This window comes from Plantactinospora sp. B24E8, assembly GCF_039871735.1.
Taxonomy (GTDB): Bacteria; Actinomycetota; Actinomycetes; order Mycobacteriales; family Micromonosporaceae; genus Plantactinospora.
In genome coordinates, this window is the sequence record NZ_JBDPMH010000002.1 from 280,494 (window position 1) to 298,787 (window position 18,294).

11 protein-coding genes, 1 pseudogene and 1 riboswitch are annotated in these 18,294 nt (G+C 71.4%); of the genes and pseudogenes, 8 read left to right on the top strand and 4 right to left on the bottom strand.

The window, feature by feature from the left end; all coding sequences use genetic code 11:
• Positions 1–82 precede the first annotated feature (82 nt).
• On the top strand, positions 83–1,063 hold the full coding sequence (locus tag ABGB21_RS05115; protein ID WP_347653744.1) for an NAD-dependent epimerase/dehydratase family protein: 981 nt from the start codon (positions 83–85) through the stop codon (positions 1,061–1,063).
• Here ABGB21_RS05115 and ABGB21_RS05120 read toward each other — a convergent pair.
• Positions 1,017–1,814 (bottom strand): nucleotidyltransferase domain-containing protein, encoded by a 798-nt coding sequence (locus ABGB21_RS05120; protein ID WP_347676713.1) that lies wholly within the window; start codon positions 1,812–1,814, stop codon positions 1,017–1,019. The two genes, ABGB21_RS05115 and ABGB21_RS05120, sit on opposite strands and share 47 nt — an antisense overlap.
• A 20-nt stretch (positions 1,815–1,834) precedes the next feature.
• Positions 1,835–2,815 carry a nucleotidyltransferase domain-containing protein gene (locus ABGB21_RS05125; protein WP_347653598.1) on the bottom strand — a complete coding sequence of 327 codons (981 nt, stop codon included), beginning with the start codon at positions 2,813–2,815 and terminating at the stop codon, positions 1,835–1,837.
• Positions 2,816–3,073: 258 nt separating this feature from the next.
• Between ABGB21_RS05125 and ABGB21_RS05130 the strand changes: the two genes are divergently transcribed.
• The 6 genes and pseudogenes from ABGB21_RS05130 to ABGB21_RS05155 all read left to right on the top strand — a co-directional run bounded on the left by ABGB21_RS05130 (position 3,074) and on the right by ABGB21_RS05155 (position 13,752).
• A complete protein-coding gene (locus ABGB21_RS05130) occupies positions 3,074–5,131 on the top strand; it encodes a DNA topoisomerase IV subunit B (RefSeq protein WP_347653599.1) in 2,058 nt (685 codons plus the stop codon).
• 166 nt (positions 5,132–5,297) lie between these two features.
• Positions 5,298–9,020: pseudogene (locus tag ABGB21_RS05135) on the top strand (DNA gyrase subunit A); the annotation flags it as partial.
• Between the two features lie 28 nt (positions 9,021–9,048).
• A complete protein-coding gene (locus ABGB21_RS05140) occupies positions 9,049–9,762 on the top strand; it encodes a carbon-nitrogen hydrolase family protein (protein ID WP_347676543.1) in 714 nt (237 codons plus the stop codon).
• A gap of 153 nt (positions 9,763–9,915) precedes the next feature.
• A complete protein-coding gene (locus ABGB21_RS05145; RefSeq protein ID WP_347653601.1) occupies positions 9,916–10,809 on the top strand; it encodes a LysR family transcriptional regulator in 894 nt (297 codons plus the stop codon).
• A 166-nt stretch (positions 10,810–10,975) separates the two neighbouring features.
• Positions 10,976–12,613 carry a DASS family sodium-coupled anion symporter gene (locus ABGB21_RS05150; protein ID WP_347676545.1) on the top strand — a complete coding sequence of 546 codons (1,638 nt, stop codon included), beginning with the start codon at positions 10,976–10,978 and terminating at the stop codon, positions 12,611–12,613.
• Entirely contained in the window at positions 12,613–13,752 is a 1,140-nt protein-coding gene (locus tag ABGB21_RS05155; protein ID WP_347653603.1) for a tartrate dehydrogenase, read from the top strand. Before ABGB21_RS05150 ends, ABGB21_RS05155 begins: the two co-directional genes overlap by 1 nt.
• A 72-nt stretch (positions 13,753–13,824) precedes the next feature.
• On the opposite strand, the gene ABGB21_RS05160 is transcribed toward ABGB21_RS05155, so the two are convergent.
• Positions 13,825–14,298, bottom strand: coding sequence for a YbaK/EbsC family protein (locus tag ABGB21_RS05160; RefSeq protein ID WP_347676547.1), 474 nt, complete (start codon positions 14,296–14,298; stop codon positions 13,825–13,827).
• Between the two features lie 196 nt (positions 14,299–14,494).
• On the opposite strand from ABGB21_RS05160, the gene ABGB21_RS05165 reads away from it, so the two are divergent.
• Complete coding sequence (locus ABGB21_RS05165; protein WP_347676549.1) at positions 14,495–16,096, top strand: FAD-dependent oxidoreductase; 1,602 nt, start codon at positions 14,495–14,497, stop codon at positions 16,094–16,096.
• A 24-nt stretch (positions 16,097–16,120) separates the two neighbouring features.
• Here ABGB21_RS05165 and mdlC read toward each other — a convergent pair whose 3' ends face one another.
• The gene (gene mdlC / locus ABGB21_RS05170; protein ID WP_347676551.1) at positions 16,121–17,722 is read right to left on the bottom strand and encodes a benzoylformate decarboxylase; all 1,602 of its coding nucleotides are present in this window, start codon (positions 17,720–17,722) and stop codon (positions 16,121–16,123) included.
• A 284-nt stretch (positions 17,723–18,006) separates the two neighbouring features.
• Positions 18,007–18,146: riboswitch (cyclic di-AMP (ydaO/yuaA leader) on the top strand.
• Positions 18,147–18,294: the final 148 nt, after the last annotated feature.

Below are 18,294 nucleotides of genomic sequence, written 5' to 3' on the forward strand. Positions count from 1 at the left end.
GGATCGGGCCATACTGGCAGCCCTTCGAGGAAGATCGCGATGAGCAGGAGGTAGTGCCATCAACCCCCGCAAGATTCTGTTCATCGGCGGCACCGGGATCATCAGCTCCGCCTGTTCCCAGCTCGCCGTCGAGCGTGGCTTCGACCTGTACGTCCTCAACCGGGGCGGCACCGCCGACAAGCGTCCGCTGCCGGCCGGCGCGACCGTGCTCCGGGCCGACATCCGGGACCCGGAATCGGTCCGGGCCGCGCTCGGCGACCTCGAGTTCGACGCCGTGGTCGACTGGATCGCCTTCACCCCGGAACACGTCCGGACCAGCATGGACCTGTTCCGGGGACGGACCGGACAGTACGTCTTCATCAGCTCGGCGTCGGCGTACCAGACCCCGCCGTCCCGGCTGCCGATCGTCGAGTCGACACCGCTGCGCAACCCGTTCTGGCGCTACTCCCGCGACAAGATCGCCTGCGAGGAGCTGCTGGTCGAGGCGTACCGGGAGGAGAATTTCCCGGCCACCATCATCCGCCCCTCGCACACCTACGACCGGACCCTGGTGCCGTTCGACGGCGGCTGGACGGTGCTGGACCGGATGCGGCGGGGCAGGGAGATCGTGGTGCACGGCGACGGCACCTCGCTCTGGACCCTCACCCACCACACCGACTTCGCCAAGGGACTGGTCCCGCTGCTCGGCCACCCGGCCGCGGTCGGCGACGTCTTCCACATCACCTCCGACGAGGCGCTGACCTGGAACCAGATCGCCGAGGCGCTGGCCGCCGCCGCCGGCACCACGGCCCGGATCGTGCACGTGCCGTCGGCCGCCATCGCGGCGCACGACGCCGACTGGGGCGCCGGGCTGCTCGGCGACAAGACCCACTCGATGGTCTTCGACAACACCAAGCTGCGCCGGCTGGTCCCGGACTTCGTGGCGACCGTGCCGTTCAGCCAGGGCGCCCGGGAGATCGTCGCCTGGTACGACGCCGACCCGACCCGGCAGCGGGTCGACGCCCGGCTCGACGCGATCATGGACAAGCTGGTGGAGACGTACCGGGTACCGTCGCCAGCCTGACCCGGACCAGCAGGTCGTGCAGGGCGGCCGCGGCGTCCGGCTGCTCGGGCAGCCGGGAGTCCCGCTGCGCCCGGTCCAGCGTCTCGTGCAGCGCCGCCAGGTCGGCGTCGAGCCGCTCCGCCGCCGGGGCGTCCGGCAGCTCCGCCAGCCGGCGGTGCTCGCCGGCCGCCTTGGCCGCGACGAGCGCCCCGAGGTACGCCGGCGCCCCGGGCACCCGGTCGACCAGGGTCGGCAGGTGGGCCAGCAGCTCACCGGTGCGCATCAGGTGGATGCCGGTGAGCAGGGTCCGGAACGTGTACAGCAGCGGCTTCAGTTCGCCGCTGCCGGCGTACAACCGCTGCTGGGTGCGGGCGAAGCCCCGGTAGTGGTGCGCGTGGTGGCGGGTCAGACAGCCGGGAGCCAGCGCGACGAGTTCGGCGTGCACCACCCCGGTGACCACGACCAGCGGGGAGAGCAGCTGCTCCAGGACGTACCCGTTGCGGCGCAGCAGCAGCTGGACGAACTTCGCCACGTCGTGGGTGACCAGGTCGATCTCCACCCCGTCCCGGATCCAGGTGCGGTCCAGGGTGGCCGGGCCCTGCCGCAACCCGACCACCTCGGCCGCCGGCAGCAGGTGGGCGCCGCGCAGGTCGACGTCGGAGTCCCGGGACGGGAAGCCGTACAGGTGGGCGCCGGAGACGGTGGCGAAGAGCAGCGGGTACGGCTGCTCCGCGACCACACCACCCAGCTCCGCCGGGTCGAGCCGGGTCAGGTCCGGGGCCGCGCCGCCGTTCACCACGCCTCCCCGTCCGCTCCGGTCCCGCCGGACAGCAGGGTCTGTCGGGCGCTGCGGGCCCGGACCGAACGGAGCCAGGCGTCGACCCGGGTCGTGTCCGGCCCGGCCGGCAACACGGTGTCCCGCAGCGCGTCGTCGAGCCCGGCGTGCAGGGTCAGCCGCCAGGACTCCACCTCCGGCCAGCCCAGTTCGCCCCGCCGGACCGCCAGCAGCCGGTCGCGGTGCTCGCCGACGTCGAGGACCAGCCGGCCGTGCCGCAGCAGGTCCCGGCCGTTCAGCAACAGCCGGAGCAGGTGCATGACGTGTTTCCACCGGGGCTGGCCGTGCTGTCGCAGGTCGGCCTCCAGCTTCCTGAACTGGCTGAGCACGTACCCGGAGTAGGTCTGGAAGACCAGCTGGGACAGGAAGGCCGGCCGCAGCTCCAGCAACTCCTCACCGACCGGGGTGAGCACCCGTACGTCGCCGGAGTGCAGCACCTCCAGCAGGTTCGGGTTGGCTTTCAACGCCAGCTCGCAGAAGCGTTCGACCTCCCAGGAGAACTGCTCCGGCTCCGGGCCGTCGACGTGCGGCGGCGGTTTGACCAGCGACCAGAACGCCGACGCCGGGGCGGCGTAGACACCGCGCAGGTCGGTGTCGGACTCCTCGGTCGCCAGCCCGAAGGCGCGGGAGCCGACCACCGCCGCGTAGATCGTGTGCCGGGCCACCAGCTCCGGCCCGTCCAGCGCCGGCTGGTCCGCACCGACCGCCACCTGCTGCTGGTACGCCTTGCGCAGCGCCAGCCGCCCGCGCGGGCTGCGCAGCCGCCGGCCGTCGGTGAGGTCGACCAGGTAGTCGTCGGCAGCCGCGTCGTAGCCGACGACCCGGCCGGTGGCGCCGCGCTGCACCCGTACGCCGGTCAGGTCGGCGCCGGTCTCGCGCAGCACGACCTGGGTGCCGACCGGCAGCTGGGGCGGACCGAACGATCCTTGCGACGACATGGCGGACATCGTGCCGTACCGCTGGTCCCATCCGCACCCGGGTTCACAGCCGGCGTCCCCGGTCACCGCCGGCACTCCTGTCATACCCGGCCAGCAGAATCGGGTGATGTTGCTCGCCACGCGGACCGGTCCGGCCGGAGGCTCCCGGAAGCTGATCACCGGAGTGGGTACGCTCGCTACCGGCGTGGGGCCCGGCGCCCGACCGCCAGTGGCGCCGACCCGCGACACACCACCGGCACATCCTGGGAGTTCAGCTCGTTGACTGCACAGCCTGAAATTCTGTACGGGGCCGACGACCTCACCCACCTGGAGGGTCTGGACGCGGTCCGGAAGCGGCCCGGCATGTACATCGGGTCGACCGACAGCCGTGGCGTGGGTCACCTGCTGAACGAGATCCTGGACAACGCCACCGACGAGGGTGTCGCCGGTCACGCCACCCGGGTCGAGGTCACCCTGCACGCCGACGGTTCGGTGCAGGTCGACGACGACGGCCGGGGCATCCCGACCGACGTGCACGCCAAGTCCGGGCTCTCCGGGGTCGAGCTGGTGCTGACCCGGCTGCACGCCGGCGGCAAGTTCGGCGGCTCCGGCTACAAGACCTCCGGCGGCCTGCACGGCGTCGGCGCCTCGGCGGTCAACGCCCTCTCCCGGCGGTTCGACGTGACCGTACGCCGGGACGGCAAGACCCACCAGATGTCGTTCCAGCACGGCACCCCGGGGACCTTCGACGGCGCCGGACCAACCGCGACGTTCACCCCGCACCCCGGGCTGCGGCTGGCCGGCAAACTCAAGCGGGGCGAGTCGACCGGCACCTCGGTGCGCTACTGGCACGACGCCCGCTACTTCGAGAACGGCGCCGCCCTGGACGTCGAGGCGGTCCGGACCAAACTGCGGCACACCGCGTTCCTGGTGCCCGGGGTGACGTACGTGCTGCGCGACGCGACCGGCGGGTCGATAAGCGCGGAGACGTTCCACTTCCCGAACGGCCTGGCCGACATGGTCGACTTCCTCGCCCCGGCCGGCGACAAGCCGGTCTCCGGCACGCTGCTGGTCACCGGCACGGGCACCTACCGGGAGAACGCCGCCGACTCCAACGGCGTGATGCGCAGCAACGTCGAGCGGCGGGCCGAGATCGAGATCGCCTTCCGCTGGGGCACCGGCTACGACCGCACCGTGGAGTGCTTCACCAACACCATCCGCAACGTGCACGGCGGTACCCACCGCAAGGGCTTCGAGCGCGGCGCGGTACGCGCACTGACCGAGGCGATCCGCAACGCCCGCGGCCTGCTCCGGCCGAAGGAGGACCCGCCGGTCCTGGACGACGTGCTGGAGGGGCTCACCGCCGTCGTGCACGTCCGGATCCCGGAACCGCAGTTCACCTCGCAGACCAAGGACGAACTCTCCACCGCGCCGGTCACCAAGGTCGTGCAGACCCTGGTGGAGCAGCACATCAAGGCCTGGCTGGAGGACCGGAAGACCAAGTCCGAGGCGCGGACCGTACTGCAGAAGATCGTCGACGCGTCCCGGGTCCGGCTGACCCAGAAGCAGCAGAAGGACGCCGCCCGGCGCAAGACCGCCCTGGAGGGCGCGTCGATGCCGCCGAAGCTGGTCGACTGCCGCTCCACCGGCGTCGAGCGCAGCGAACTCTTCATCGTCGAGGGGGACAGCGCGCTCGGTACCGCGCGGCTGGCCCGTACCTCGGAGTACCAGGCGCTGCTGCCGATCCGGGGCAAGATCCTCAACGTGCAGAAGGCGAACCTGCAGCAGGTGCTGGACAACGCCGAGTGCTCGGCGATCGTCCAGGTCCTCGGGGCCGGCTCGGGGCGTACCTTCGACCTGGCCTCGCTGCGCTACGGCCGGATCCTGATCATGGCGGACGCCGATGTCGACGGCTCGCACATCCGGACCCTGCTGATCACCCTCTTCGCCAAGTACATGCGGCCGGTGATCGAGGCCGGGCGGCTGTACGCGGCGGTGCCGCCACTGCACAAGATCGTGACCAGGGGCAAGAACCCGGAGACCGTCTACACCTACACCCAGGCCGAGATGCTCGGCACCATCGCCCGGCTGGAGCAGGCCGGCAAACAGGTGGTCACCCCGGTGCCCCGGTTCAAGGGTCTCGGCGAGATGGACGCCGACGAGCTCTGGGAGACCACCATGAACCCGGCCACCCGAGCGGTCCGGCGGATCACGCTGGACGACGCGGAGGCCGCCGAGGAGGTCCTCGAGCTGCTGATGGGCGAGAAGGTCGAGCCCCGGAAGAACTGGCTGATCGAGTCGGCGAACCGGGTCGACCGGGAGGCGATCGACGCCTGATCCCGGCGGACGGGTCAACAGGGACGTGACGGCGCCGGTGTCACCGGCGACAGGCGAGGGAAGCGAGCACGAAGTCATGGCACGCCGTACGGGCAACCGGTCGAAGGTCGACCTCTCCGCCTTCGACCGGGCGGGGGCGCGGATCGTCGACAACCCGCTGGCCACCGAGGTCGAGGACTCCTACCTGGAGTACGCCTTCTCGGTGATCCACTCCCGTGCGTTGCCGGACGCCCGGGACGGCCTGAAGCCGGTGCACCGGCGGATCCTCTTCTCGATGAGCGAGCAGGGCCACCGCCCGGACCGGTCGCACGTCAAGTCGGCCCGGGTGGTCGGTGACGTGATGGGTCGCTACCACCCGCACGGCGACACCGCGATCTACGACGCGATGGTCCGGCTCGCCCAGGACTTCTCGCTGAACGCCCCACTCATCGACGGACATGGAAACTTTGGCTCCCCGGACGACGGACCGGCCGCCGCGCGTTACTGCGTCGTGGGGGAGACCCGGATTCGTCTCGCCGACGGCTCCAGTCCCCGCATCGGAGACCTGGTCGGCCTGCCCGCCGATGCGGAGCGGGACGTTGATTTTGAGGTTCTGGACAAGGACGGCAAGTCGGTCCGGGTCAACCGGGTCTTCAACTCCGGCGTACACCCGACCATCCAGATCACCACGACTTCCGGATATTCGTTGCGGGGCAGCGAGAACCATTTGGTGCTCTGCCTGGAGAACCCGATGGGCGTACCGCTGTTCCAGTGGCGGCGGCTTGACGAGGTCCAGCCGGGGACGGTGGTCTGCATCGCCCGCAACGCGTGGTCCGAGGTCGTGCCGACGGCCCGGGAGTACAACCTCGGGGTACTGGCTGGCGCCTGGGTCTCCGAGGGCTGGGCGAGCGACAACCGGGCAGGCTTCAACAACACCGACGAACACTTCTTCTCTGAGGTTCTGCACGCGTACGACGAGGTCGTCGGGGGCGCCCGCTACGTATCGGACCGGCACACCCGGCGCGACCGGAAGCGCATCCTGGAGTTGGACGTCCAGGAGTTCTCCGGGGGGATGGACGCGTTCCGGGCCAGTCCGCTGGCGGAGCTGATCGGGCACCAGGCGCGCGAGAAGTTCGTTCCGGAGTTCGTCTGGTCGGGCGGCTGGGGTGTCAAACGCGCCTTCCTCATGGCGATCTTCGAGGGCGACGGCGGCGTGCGGGTCGCCAACGACAGCTTCACCATCCAGTACACGACCTACAGCGAGCGGCTGGGCCGGGAACTCCAGGAGCTGCTGGCCGAGTTCGGGGTGGTCGCCTGCCGGCGCCAGTACACCCGACCCAGTGGCTCGATCGAACACCGTCTGGTGATCTCCGGCCTCCGTAACATCAAGGCGTATGCGCAACGGGTCGGTTTCCTCCGCACCAAGCAGGCGGTGCTGCAGAAGCTGCTGCGTCACGCACCGCTGCGCCCGCACCGCCTCTCGCGCGACCACGCCCCCTTCGTCGCCGACTACGTGCGTGGTGCGCTCGAGTTCGACCGCCGGGGGAGCGGGCGGAAGTGGCTCACCGTCCACAACTTCGACCGGATGGAGCGGTGGGAGACGGAACGGCTGCGGATCATCGACCGGGTGAAGGACCCGGAGGTCCTCGCCACGATTCTGCCGATCATGGATTCCGGGTACCGCTTCGAGACGGTCGCCGAGGCTGTTCCGGCCGAGCCGGCCGAGGTGTACTCCGTCCGGGTGGAGTCCGAAGACCATTCCTTCCTGGCCGGCGCCTTCATCAACCACAACACCGAGGCGCGGATGTCGCGGGAGGCGATGCTGCTCGTCGGTGAGCTGGGCGAGGGGACCGTCGACTTCCGGCCCAACTACGACGGCTCGCTGACCGAGCCGGCCGTGCTGCCGGCCGCCTTCCCGAATCTGCTGGTCAACGGCACCTCGGGGATCGCGGTCGGGATGGCGACCAACATGATCCCGCACAATCTCGCCGAGGTGGTGGCGGCGGCCCGGTGGCTGATCGACCACCCGGACGCCGACCTCGACCGGCTGATGGAGTTCGTGCCCGGTCCGGACCTGCCGACCGGTGGCCAGCTGCTCGGCCTGGACGAGGTGCGCAAGGCGTACGAGACCGGCCGGGGTGTGGTCCGGATGCGGGCCCGGGTCGAGATCGGGCTGCTGGAGGGGAGCCGGGGCCGGCAGGCGATCACGGTCGTCGAGCTGCCGTACGGGGTGGGCGCCGAGAAGATCATCGAGGCGATCACCGACGAGGTGCGCGGCAAGCTGATCACCTCCGGGCCGCGCAAGGGCCAGCGGCAGCCGGCCCGGCTGCAGGGCATCGCCGACGTCAAGGACCTCACCGACCGGGAGAACGGCACCCGGCTGGTCATCGAGTGCAAGGTCGGGGTCAACCCGCAGGCGCTGCTCGCCGACCTCTACCGGCTCACCCCGATGGAGCAGTCGTTCGGGGTCAACAACCTGGTCCTGGTGGACGGCCAGCCGCAGACCCTCGGGCTCAAGCGGCTGCTGGAGGTCTTCCTCGCCCACCGGTACGACGTGGTGACCCGGCGGACGACGTTCCGGCGTACCAAGCGCCAGGACCGGCTGCACCTGGTTGACGGCCTGCTGATGGCACTGCTCGACATCGACGAGGTGGTCCGGCTGATCCGGGCCAGCGAGAACGCCCAGGCCGCCAAGGAAGCCCTGATGAACCAGTTCGGGCTCTCCGAGATCCAGGCCGGTTACATCCTGGACACCCCGCTGCGCCGGCTCACCAAGTTCGACCGGATCGAGCTGGAGGTCGAGCGGGAGCGGCTGCGCGAGGAGATCGCCGCGCTGACCGAGATCCTGGAGGACGACCGGGTGCTCCGGAAGGTGGTCTCGGACGAGCTCGCCGTGGTCGGCGAGGAGTTCGGCCGGTCCCGCCGCACCACGCTGATCGACGGCGACCTGAAGGAGGTGCTGGCCGCCTCGGCGCCGGCCGGTCCGCTGGAGGTCGCCGACGACCCGTGCCAGGTGATCCTCTCCGCGACCGGGCTGGTCGCCCGGACCGCCGCCGAGTCGGAGGAGAGCGCCGAGGGACGCCGACGCAACGGGCGGACCAAGCACGACGCGGTCCGGGCGGTCGTCCAGGCCACCGCGCGGGGTCAGGTGCTGCTGGTCACCAGCGCGGGACGGGCGTTCAAGACCGACGTGCTGCCGCTGCCGGTGCTGCCGGAACAGTCCGGCACGGTGTCGCTCAGCGGCGGCATGTCCACCGCCGAGCTGGTGCCGTTGGAGCCGGGGGAGCAGGTGGTCGGCCTGGCGCCACTCGGCGACCGGGGGACCGGCTCGCCCGGCCTGGCGCTCGGCACCCGGCAGGGTGTGGTGAAGGTCTGCGCCCCGGAGTGGCCGGTCCGCTCCGACGAGTTCGAGGTGATCGGGCTGCGGGACGGCGACGAGGTGGTCGGGGCGACCTGGCTGGTCGACGGCACCGAGACCCTCGCCTTCGTCTCCTCGGACGCCTCGCTGCTGCGGTTCCCGGCCAAGCTGGTCCGCCCCCAGGGGCTCAAGGGCGGCGGGATGGCCGGGATCACCCTCGGCACCGACGCCCAGGTGGTCTTCTTCGGCGCGATCCGTACCGACGGCGACGACCACGGTGAGGCGATGGTGGTCACCTCCACCGGCAGCGGTGTGAAGGTCACCCCGTTCGCGCTCTACCCGGCGAAGGGGCGGGCCACTGGCGGGGTCCGCGCGCAGCGCTTCCTCAAGGGGGAGTCCCGGCTGGTCGTCGCCTGGATCGGCCCGCGTCCGGTCGGCTCGTCGAAGCGAGGCGAGCCGGTGAAGCTGCCCGACGTCGACCAGCGCCGGGACGGTTCGGGTGCCGCCGTCTTCGGCCCGGACCTGGTCGGCCACCTGATCGAACGGGACTGACCCGTCCCGCCACCCCGAGGGAGGAACCGTGCCGCGCTGGCCGCTGGTCATCGCCGTGGCCCAACCGCCGACCACGACGTACGACGTGGTCGCGAACGTGGCCGCGCACGCCGACGCGGTCCGGGCCGCAGCCGCCCGGGTGGTGGTATTCCCCGAACTGTCGCTGACCGGGTACGAGTTGGACGCGGCCCCGGTCGACGCCGACGACCCACGGTTGGCGCCGCTGGTCGGGGCCTGCGCCGTGACCGGGACGACCGCGCTGGTCGGCGCCCCGGTCCGGGGTGAGTCGGGTCGTGAGCACATCGGGATGCTGGCCGTCGACGGCGGCGGCGCCCGGGTGGTGTACCGGAAGGTGCACGTGCACGAGGCCGAGGCGCGGTTCAGCCCGGGCGACGGGCCCGTGGTACTCGACGTGGACGGTTGGCGGCTGGGCCTGGCGATCTGCCGCGACACCCGGTTCGCCGGGCACGACGCGGCCACCGCCGCGCTCGGCATGGATGTCTACGTCGCGGCCGTCCTCGACCACGCCCGGGACGCCCACGTGCCGGCGGAGCGGGCCCGGCGGGTGGTCGGCGACCACCGGGTGTGGGTCGCCACCGCGAGTTTCGCCGGCGGCACCGGTGGCGGCTTCGACCCGGCGGCCGGCGGGTCGGCGATCTGGGGACCGGACGGTGGCCTGCTCGGGCAGGCCGGATCGGAGCCGGGAGAGATCGTCCGGGTCACCCTCACCGTCCCCGCCTGAGCCGTTGGTTTCCGGCCGGCCCCCGGCGGGCGGGACGTCGGGCGCTCCGGAGTGACCGGCTGCCGACCGGGTCGGAGTGGGGGCCACGGGAGCGGCCGGGGCACTGGCACACTTCGGGCGTAACCCGACGGCCGGTGCGAATTGGTGGGCGCGGTGGACGCACGACAGCTGGAGTACTTTCTCGCCGTCGTCGATCACGGCGGGATCAGCCGGGCGGCCAAGGCGATGTTCGTGGCCCAGCCGTCGCTGTCCCAGGCGATCCGGGCCCTGGAGCGGGACCTGGGAAGTGAACTGTTCCACCGGATCGGCCGGCGGGTGGTGCTCACCGGAGCCGGTCGGGCGTTGATCGAACCGGCCCGGCAGGTCGTACGCGGGTTGGAACTGGCCCGGGCGACGGTGGCGTCGGTGCAGGACCTGCGGTCGGGCCGGGTGGAGATCGCCGCGATGCCCTCGGCCACCGTCGAGCCGCTCTCCACCGTGGTACGACGGTTCACCGCCCGCTATCCGGGAGTCTCGGTGCGGATCCGGTCGGCGCCCCGGGCGCACACCGTGCTGGAGATGGTCCGGACCGGTTTTGCCGAGGTCGGTCTGCTGGCCAGCCGGGAGCGGCTCGCCACCGAGCACCTGGCGACCTATCCGGCCGGCCGGCACCGGCTGGTCCTGCTGACCCCGGCCGACGGTCCGTTCCCGCCGGACCTGCCGGTCCACCACGAGCAGCTCGCCGGCCGCCGGTTGATCGTCGGCGAGTCCGGGACCGGGATGCGTGACCTGGTGGAGGAGATCCGGTCCGCCGGGGTCGACGTGGTCGTCGCGGTGGAGTCGGAGAACCGGGAGGCGTTTCTGCCGCTGGTGCTCGGCGGGGTGGGGCTGGCCGTGGTCGCCGACTCCTGGTCGCGGCTGGCCCGGCGGTCCGGGGCCCTGGTGCTGGACCTGGAGCCGGCGGCGTACCTGGAGGTCGCGTTCGTGACCCGCCGGGCGCCGCTCACCCCGGCCGCCGACGCCTTCCTCACCTGCGCCTGCGTCGGACCGACCGACCGACGCGGGTAGCCGACGGACCGGCGCGGACCGTCGGCAGACACACCTCGCTGACGAGCACAGATAGGCAGCGCCTATAAGGGTTGTCGTGATCTCGTCTTGGACCGTCGAGCATCGGGGCTGGTGAAGTCACTGTTAGCTGCGTCACTGCGGCGCCCGTCCCGGCACAGTGAACCCGATGGAGGTTGTCGTGGCCATCACCAGCGACACCAGCGACACCGGCGGCACTCCGGCCAGAACCGATGTGGAGAAGGCCCTACTCGGCGGCAGCACCTACCGCAGTCTCGGGGAACAGCGGCTCTCCCCGGCCGAGGAACGGTTCGAACGCGGGCGACGAACGGTCGGACTCTGGCTCGCCCCGCTGGTCTCGATCGTCTTCCTGGCGCTGCCGCTCGACCTGCCCGGCAACCAGCAGACCCTGGCCGGGATCCTGCTCGGCGTCATCGTGCTCTGGGTCACCGAGCCGGTGCCGATCCCGGTCGGCGGCCTGCTCGGGGTCGCCGCGATCGTGATCCTCGCCGTGGCGCCGGCCGGCGAGGTGCTCGCGCCGTTCGGGTCGTCCACGGTCTTCACCTTCATCGGCGCCTTCATCCTCGCCCAGGCGATGCTCAAGCACGGGCTGGCCCGCCGGTTCGCGTTCCGGATGCTCTCGCTGCCCGGCGTCGGCCGGACCACCGGCCGGGTCATCATCACCTTCGGACTGATCACCTGCGCGCTCTCCGCCTTCGTCTCCAACACCGCCACCGTGGCGATGCTGCTGCCGACCGCGCTCGGCATCCTCACCGTGATCGCGAAGCTGATGCAGGAACGGGGCATCGCCACCGCCGACTTCGACCCGACCCGGCTGCGGGTCGGCATCGCGCTGATGCTGATGCTGGCGTACGGGGCCAGCGTCGGTGGCCTGCTGACCCCGGTCGGCACCCCACCGAACCTGATCGGCCGGGACCTGATCGCCGAGGCGACCGGGACCCGGATCTCGTTCGCCGAGTGGATGGTCATGGCGTTCCCGATCTGCGCGCTGATGTTCGTCGCGCTCGCCACCGTGCTGCTGCTGCTCAACAAGCCGGAGATCCGGCGGATCGAGGGCGTCGCCGAGTACGTCGCCAGCGAGCGGGCCAAGCTCGGTCCGCTGTCCCGGGCCGAACGCAACACCCTGGTCGCGTTCACCGTGACCGTGGTGCTCTGGATCACCCCGGGTGTGGTCGCGCTGGTCTTCGGCAGCGACTCCACCCAGTACGACTGGATCAGTGCCCGGCTCAACGAGGGGATCGTGGCGGTGCTCGGCGCCTCCCTGCTCTTCCTGCTCCCCACCGACTGGAGTGCCCGGCAGTACACCCTGAACTGGAGCGACGCCGCCCGGATCGACTGGGGCACGATCCTGCTCTTCGGCACCGGCATCATCTTCGGGTCGCTGCTCGAGGACAGCGGGCTGGCCAGGACGATCGGCGACGGCAGCGCCGACCTGCTCGGGCTTACCAGCGTCTTCGCGATCACCGCGTTCGCCGTGCTGCTGGCGATCGTCATCTCGGAGACGACCAGCAACACGGCGGCCGCCGCGGTGGTCGTACCGATCATCATCCCGGTCGCCGTCGCGGCCGGGATCAACCCGTTCGTTCCCGCGCTGGCGGCGACCTTCGCGGCCTCGTTCGGGTTCATGCTCCCGGTCTCGACCCCGCAGAACGCGGTGGTCTACGGCTCCGGCGTGGTCCCGATCACCAAGATGATCCGCTCCGGCTTCTCCTTCGACATCCTGGGCGCCATCCTGATCCTGCTGCTCCTGCCGGTGATGGTCGCCGTCGTCGGGTTGGGTGGCTGATGGCGGCCATGGATGGCGCGACGGCCACGGCTGGCCCGACGGCTGGGGAGGGCGCGACGTCGCGGGCCGGTGCGCAGGGCCCCGGCGGCCGCCACCGGATCGCGGTCGTCCCCGGCGACGGCATCGGGGTCGAGGTGGTCGCCGCCGCCCGCCAGGTCCTGGCCGCGGTCGCCAACCGGCATGGCATCCGGCTCGACTACACCGAGTACGACTGGTCCTGTCGGCGCTACCTCAGCCAGGGGTCGATGATGCCGACCGACGGCCTCGACCGGCTCCGGGACGCGGACGCGATCCTGCTCGGCGCCGTCGGTTGGCCCGGTGTGCCGGACCACGTCTCGCTCTGGGGACTGCTCATCCCGATCCGCCGCACCTTCCGGCAGTACGTCAACCTGCGCCCGATCCGGGTCTTCGAGGGTGTGCCGAGCCCGGTCCGGGGCGCCCGACCGGGCGAGGTCGACCTGGTGGTGGTCCGGGAGAACGTCGAGGGGGAGTACAGCGAGGTCGGCGGACGGTTCGGCCGGGGCTTCCCGGAGGAACAGGCGGTGCAGGAGGCGATCTTCACCCGCTCCGGGGTGACCCGGATCGTCGACTACGCCTTCGACCTGGCCCGGACCCGTCGGTCGTACGTCACCTCGGCGACGAAGTCCAACGGGATCGTGCACACCATGCCGTTCTGGGACGAGGTCGTCGCCGAGCGGGCGGCCGGTCATCCGGACGTACGCTGGGACGCCGAGCACATCGACGCGCTCGCCGCCAAGCTGGTGCTCGAGCCGGAGCGGTTCGACGTGATCGTCGGCTCCAACCTGTTCGGCGACATCCTCAGTGACCTGGCGGCGGCGGTGGCCGGCAGCATCGGCATCGCCCCGTCGGCCAACCTGGACCCGACCGGCACCTTTCCGTCCATGTTCGAGCCGGTGCACGGTTCGGCGCCGGACATCGCCGGGCGGGGAGTCGCGAACCCGCTCGGCGCGGTCTGGTCGGCGGCGATGATGCTCGACCACCTGGGCCATCCGGCGGCCGCCAGCCAGATCGTCACCGCGATCGAGGCCAGTCTCCTCGACCCGGCCACCCGTACCCGCGATCTCGGTGGTACCGCCGACACTCGGACGGTGACCGACACCCTGCTCACCCGCCTGTGAGGAAGGGCCCTTCCTGTCGTCCGGGCGGCAGCCGGCGGTGCGGAAGGGCCCCCTCCCCACATCTGTGCGGGGTCAGCGGGGACGGTCCGGGTCGGTGATGTCGGCGACGGTGGCGGCCAGGGCCCGGACCGCCTCGTCGGCGTCCAGCACCATCGCCACCCCGTGCGCGCCCGCGCCGAGGCTGATCCTCCGGCCCAGGATCCGTTCGTCGGCGACGACCGGCCAGCTCGTGGTGGCGCCGAACGGGGTGATGGTGCCCCGCTCGTAGCCGGTCACCGCCTTCGCCTCCGCCGCGTCCGGTAGCGAGAGCCGGTTGACCCCGAGCAGCCCGCGCAGTTTCGGCCAGGAGATCACCCGGTCCCCGGGCACCAGGACGAACACGAAGTCGCCCTCGCCCCGGCGTACGACGATGGTTTTCACCACGTCCGGCACGGCGACGCCGATCGCCTCGGCGGCCTCGGCGAGGCTGCGTACCGGTTCGTGCCGGACCACCCGGTGCGGGACTCCGGTCGAGGTCAGGGCGTCGATGGCTGCGGTAGCGGACATGGCTGCACGGTACCCCGGGCACCCGTCGGGCCGGCGGTGGGCGGTGGAACGCCCGGACATCAGCCCGGACATCAGCCCGGACGTCGGACCCGAGGATCCGGCGGTGACGTGAAATGAATCGGCAATATTCTCTGTTTGACTGCCGTAACAGATCGCTAACAGACTCAGCCTCCCACGGATCTTCGAAGGGGGCGGCATGAGTCAGTACGACCAGTCCACCGTCAGCCGGCGGGGCTTCCTACGTGCGGTCGGGGTCAGCGGCGGCGCGGGCGCGATGCTCGCCACGATGGGCGCCCTCGGGCTCGCTCCGACCGCGAGCTCGGCGACACCGCCGTTCCGGGCACCGAGTCGCGCCGACTTCTCCCTGACCGGCCGCTCCAGCTCCCGGGTGGTGATCCTCGGCGGTGGTGTCGCCGGGCTCGCCGTCGCGTACGAGCTGGGCAAGGCCGGGTACGACTGCACCGTGCTGGAGGCGCGGGCCCGGGCCGGTGGCCGGAACCTGACGATCCGGGGCGGCGACGTCGAGACCGACCTCGACGGGCGCAGCCAGCGGGCGAGGTTCTCCGACGGTGTCTACTTCAACGCCGGACCGGGCCGGATCGCGCAGTGGATGGTCACCATGGACTACTGCCGGGAACTCGGGGTGCCGGTCGAGGTTTTCACCAACGCGAACGCGGACGCCTGGATCTACAACGAGTCGGCCGGGATGACCGCGCCGGTCCGCTACCGTACCGCCAAGGCCGACGTCTACGGCTACGTCTCGGAGCTGCTGGCGAAGGCGACCGACCAGGGGGCGTTGGACGACCGGCTGACCGCCACCGACAAGGAGCGGCTGCTGTCGTTCCTGCAGAGCTACGGCGCGATCGGCGGTCGGACCAGCGGTTACGCGTACACCGGTGGTAGCCGGCGGGGTTATCTCAGCTATCCCGGCGCGGGCGTCGACACCGGCGTACCGCTCGGCGCGCCGCCGCCGCTCGCGGACGTCTTCGCCAGCAACGTCGGCCGGTACTTCTCCTTCGAGTTCGGCTACGACCAGGCCATGCTCATGTTCCAGCCGGTCGGCGGCATGGACCAGATCCCGAAGGCGCTGGCCAGGGCGGTCGGCACACATCGGATCAAGCTCGGCGCCGAGGTGACCGGGGTGACCGACCGGGGCGGCACGGTCGAGGTGACATACCGGCAGGGCGGCCGGGACCGCAGGGTGACCGCCGACTACTGCGTCGCGACGCTGCCGCCGCACCTGATGGCCCGGGTGCCGCACAATCTCGGCGCCGACGTCACCTCGGCACTCGCCGAGTTCCCGGTCACCGCCGCCGGGAAGATCGGTCTGGAGTACCGGAGCCGCTGGTGGGAGTTGGACCAGCGGATCTACGGCGGGATCACCGAGACCGACCTCGACCTCGCGCACATCTGGTATCCGTCGCACGGCTTCCACGCGCCCCGGGGCCTGATCGTCGGGTACTACAACACCGGCGCGAACGCCCGGGCGTACAGCGCGCTGACCCCGGCCCAGCGGGAGGAGCGGGCGGTCGCCCAGGGCGTGAAGATCCACGGCGAGAAGTACCGGACCGAGTTGGCCACCTCGTACTCCCACGCCTGGGACCGGACCCGCTACCTGGAGGCGGCCTGGACCTCGCCCCGGTACTCCTCGCCCGGGTACGGACTGCTGCTGAAGCCGGCGGGTCGGTGCTATTTCGCCGGCGACTGGCTCAGTCACGAGGTGGCCTGGCAGCACGGCTCGTTCGTCTCGGCCCGTGCCGTGGTGACCGCACTGCACCAGCGGGTGATGTCGGGCTGAGTGGGCTCCTCCTCACCACAGGGCTCACAACAGGGGCGCGACGTCCGCGGTGATCGGGACGGTCAGCACGGTGGGACCGTCCCCGCCGAGTGCGCCCCGGAACGCCGCCCGGAAGTCGTCCAGGGACTCCACCTGGTGGGCGGTGCAGCCGTAGCCGCGGGCGATGCTCGGGATGTCCAGGCCGGGCAGGTCCAGGCCGGGCACCCCGGGTGTCTCCTCCAGCCGGGCGAACGCCTTCAGCACGCCGTACTGCTGGTTGACCGGCACCACGAAGACCACCGGCAGCCGCTGCTGGGCGGCGGTCCAGAGGGCCTGCGGCGAGTACTGGAACGAGCCGTCGCCGATCACCGCGACCACCGGCCGGTGCCGGTCGGTGTCCCGCTGGGCGAGCGCGATGCCGATTGCCGCCGGCAGTGCGAAGCCGAGACCACCGCTGGCCATCTTGAAGTACGAGCCGGGTCGGGTGATGGGCAGCTGCCGGTGTAGGGCGCTGAGGTTGGACGGCGTCTCCGGGACCAGCACGCCGTCGGCCGGCCACTCGGCGGCGAGGGTGGCGAACAGGGCCTCCGGGGCGAGCGGCCGGCCGGGTTCGACGGTCGGCGGGGCGGATTTCGGGGTGGGTAGCGGCCGGTCCGTCGCCGGCAGTCGGGCGATCAGTCCGGCGCAGGCGAGTGCCACGTCACCGACGAGGCTGTCCCCGACCGGCGCCCGGGCGGCCTCGTCCGGATCGTCGGTGACGTGCAGCAGCCGGGTGCCGGGCGGGAGGTAGCCGTACTCGCCGGGGACGTACGGGTAGTAGCGGAAGACCGCCGCGCCGACCACCAGCACACAGTCGTGTCCGACCAGCTTCTCGGCGAGCGGGCCGATCGCCGGCGGCAGCAGTCCCTGGAACTGCGGGTGGTCCTGCGGAAAGCCGACCCGGTCGGCGAACGGCGGCTGCCAGACCGGCGCCCGCATCTGTTCGGCGAGCGCGACCGCCTCGGCCCAGCCGCCGGCCCGGTCGATGCCGGGGCCGATCACCAGCATCGGGTTCCGGGACTGCGCCAACACCTCGGCGAACCGGTCGAGCATCGCCGGATCGGGTGCCACCCGGGTGCTCACCCGGCGGGCCACCGGGACACCGTCGGCGGGCTCGTCCCAGTCGTCGAGCGGCAGGGAGAGGTAGACCGGCCCGGCCGGCGGTTGTACGGCGGTGGCGTGTGCCCGCATGAACGCCTCCGGTACGTCCTGCGCGCGCAGCGGCTCGTGACTCCATTTCACGTACGGTTCCGGTAATTGTGTCGGCCGCACATTCGTCAGCATCGGCTCGAACAGATTCATCGTACGGGTCTGTTGTCCGGCGGTGACGATCATCGGTGTCCGGTTGTGCCAGGCGGTGACGAGGCTCCCCATTCCGTTTCCGGTGCCGGGCGCGGTGTGCAGGTTGACGTGGACCGGCCGTCCGCTCGCCTGCGCGTAGCCGTCCGCCATCGCCACCGCCGACGCCTCCTGCAGGGCCAGCACGTAGCGGAAGTCGGCGGGGAAGTTCTTCAGGAACGGTTCCTCCGTCGATCCGGGGTTGCCGAAGACCGTTGTCAGGCCGAGGGACCGGAGCAGGTCGTACGTCGCTTCGTGCACCGTTGTCATCGACCTGTGCCTCCTGGGGTCCCTGTGCCACCGACCGACCTGGCGCACCGACCTGCGGGCGTCTGGGCACCCGCTAACCGGGCTATTTCCGTCATACCGTACCCGTACATGATCATGCTGCTTTATCCCGCCGACCGCCCGGCCCTCCGCTGAGGCGGTCCCGGCCCGGCCAAATCGCGGTCCTGGTCACTGTTTTGCCAGCTGGGAGGGCTTGGCAATGGCGGAGAGCGGCCAGTAGTGTCGGCCCGTCTGGTCCGGCCGTCAAGTCGCCATCGGGTGACACCGGAGCAGACCCGCCGAGTCGTTCAGAACGAGCCGGGGACCCACAGTTATCTGGGGTGAATCCGCGAGCCATGGCCCGCGGTAGGGCGGCCTTCCCGCCCGAATCCGTCAGCTAACCCGGTAGGCGGCGCAGGAAGGAGTACGTGTTCGTGCCGCACCACCCGGGCCGTGGCCCGTCCCCCCAGTTTCCGTACCGCACCGCGTCCGGACCCCGGGTCCGCGCCTCCGACCCGCTTCAGCCGGCCGGGGCGGTAGTTCCGGCGCCGAGCCTCGACGGTTCCTGATCCGGT

What these genes read in the sequence shown, in the direction of transcription:
- mdlC (WP_347676551.1), bottom strand. Translation starts at nt 17,722, where the DNA reads ATGACAACGGTGCACGAAGCGACGTACGACCTGCTCCGGTCCCTCGGC.
- ABGB21_RS05160 (WP_347676547.1), bottom strand. Translation starts at nt 14,298, where the DNA reads ATGTCCGCTACCGCAGCCATCGACGCCCTGACCTCGACCGGAGTCCCG.
- ABGB21_RS05155 (WP_347653603.1), top strand. Translation starts at nt 12,613, where the DNA reads ATGGCGGCCATGGATGGCGCGACGGCCACGGCTGGCCCGACGGCTGGG.
- ABGB21_RS05150 (WP_347676545.1), top strand. Translation starts at nt 10,976, where the DNA reads ATGGAGGTTGTCGTGGCCATCACCAGCGACACCAGCGACACCGGCGGC.
- ABGB21_RS05165 (WP_347676549.1), top strand. Translation starts at nt 14,495, where the DNA reads ATGAGTCAGTACGACCAGTCCACCGTCAGCCGGCGGGGCTTCCTACGT.
- ABGB21_RS05125 (WP_347653598.1), bottom strand. Translation starts at nt 2,815, where the DNA reads ATGTCGTCGCAAGGATCGTTCGGTCCGCCCCAGCTGCCGGTCGGCACC.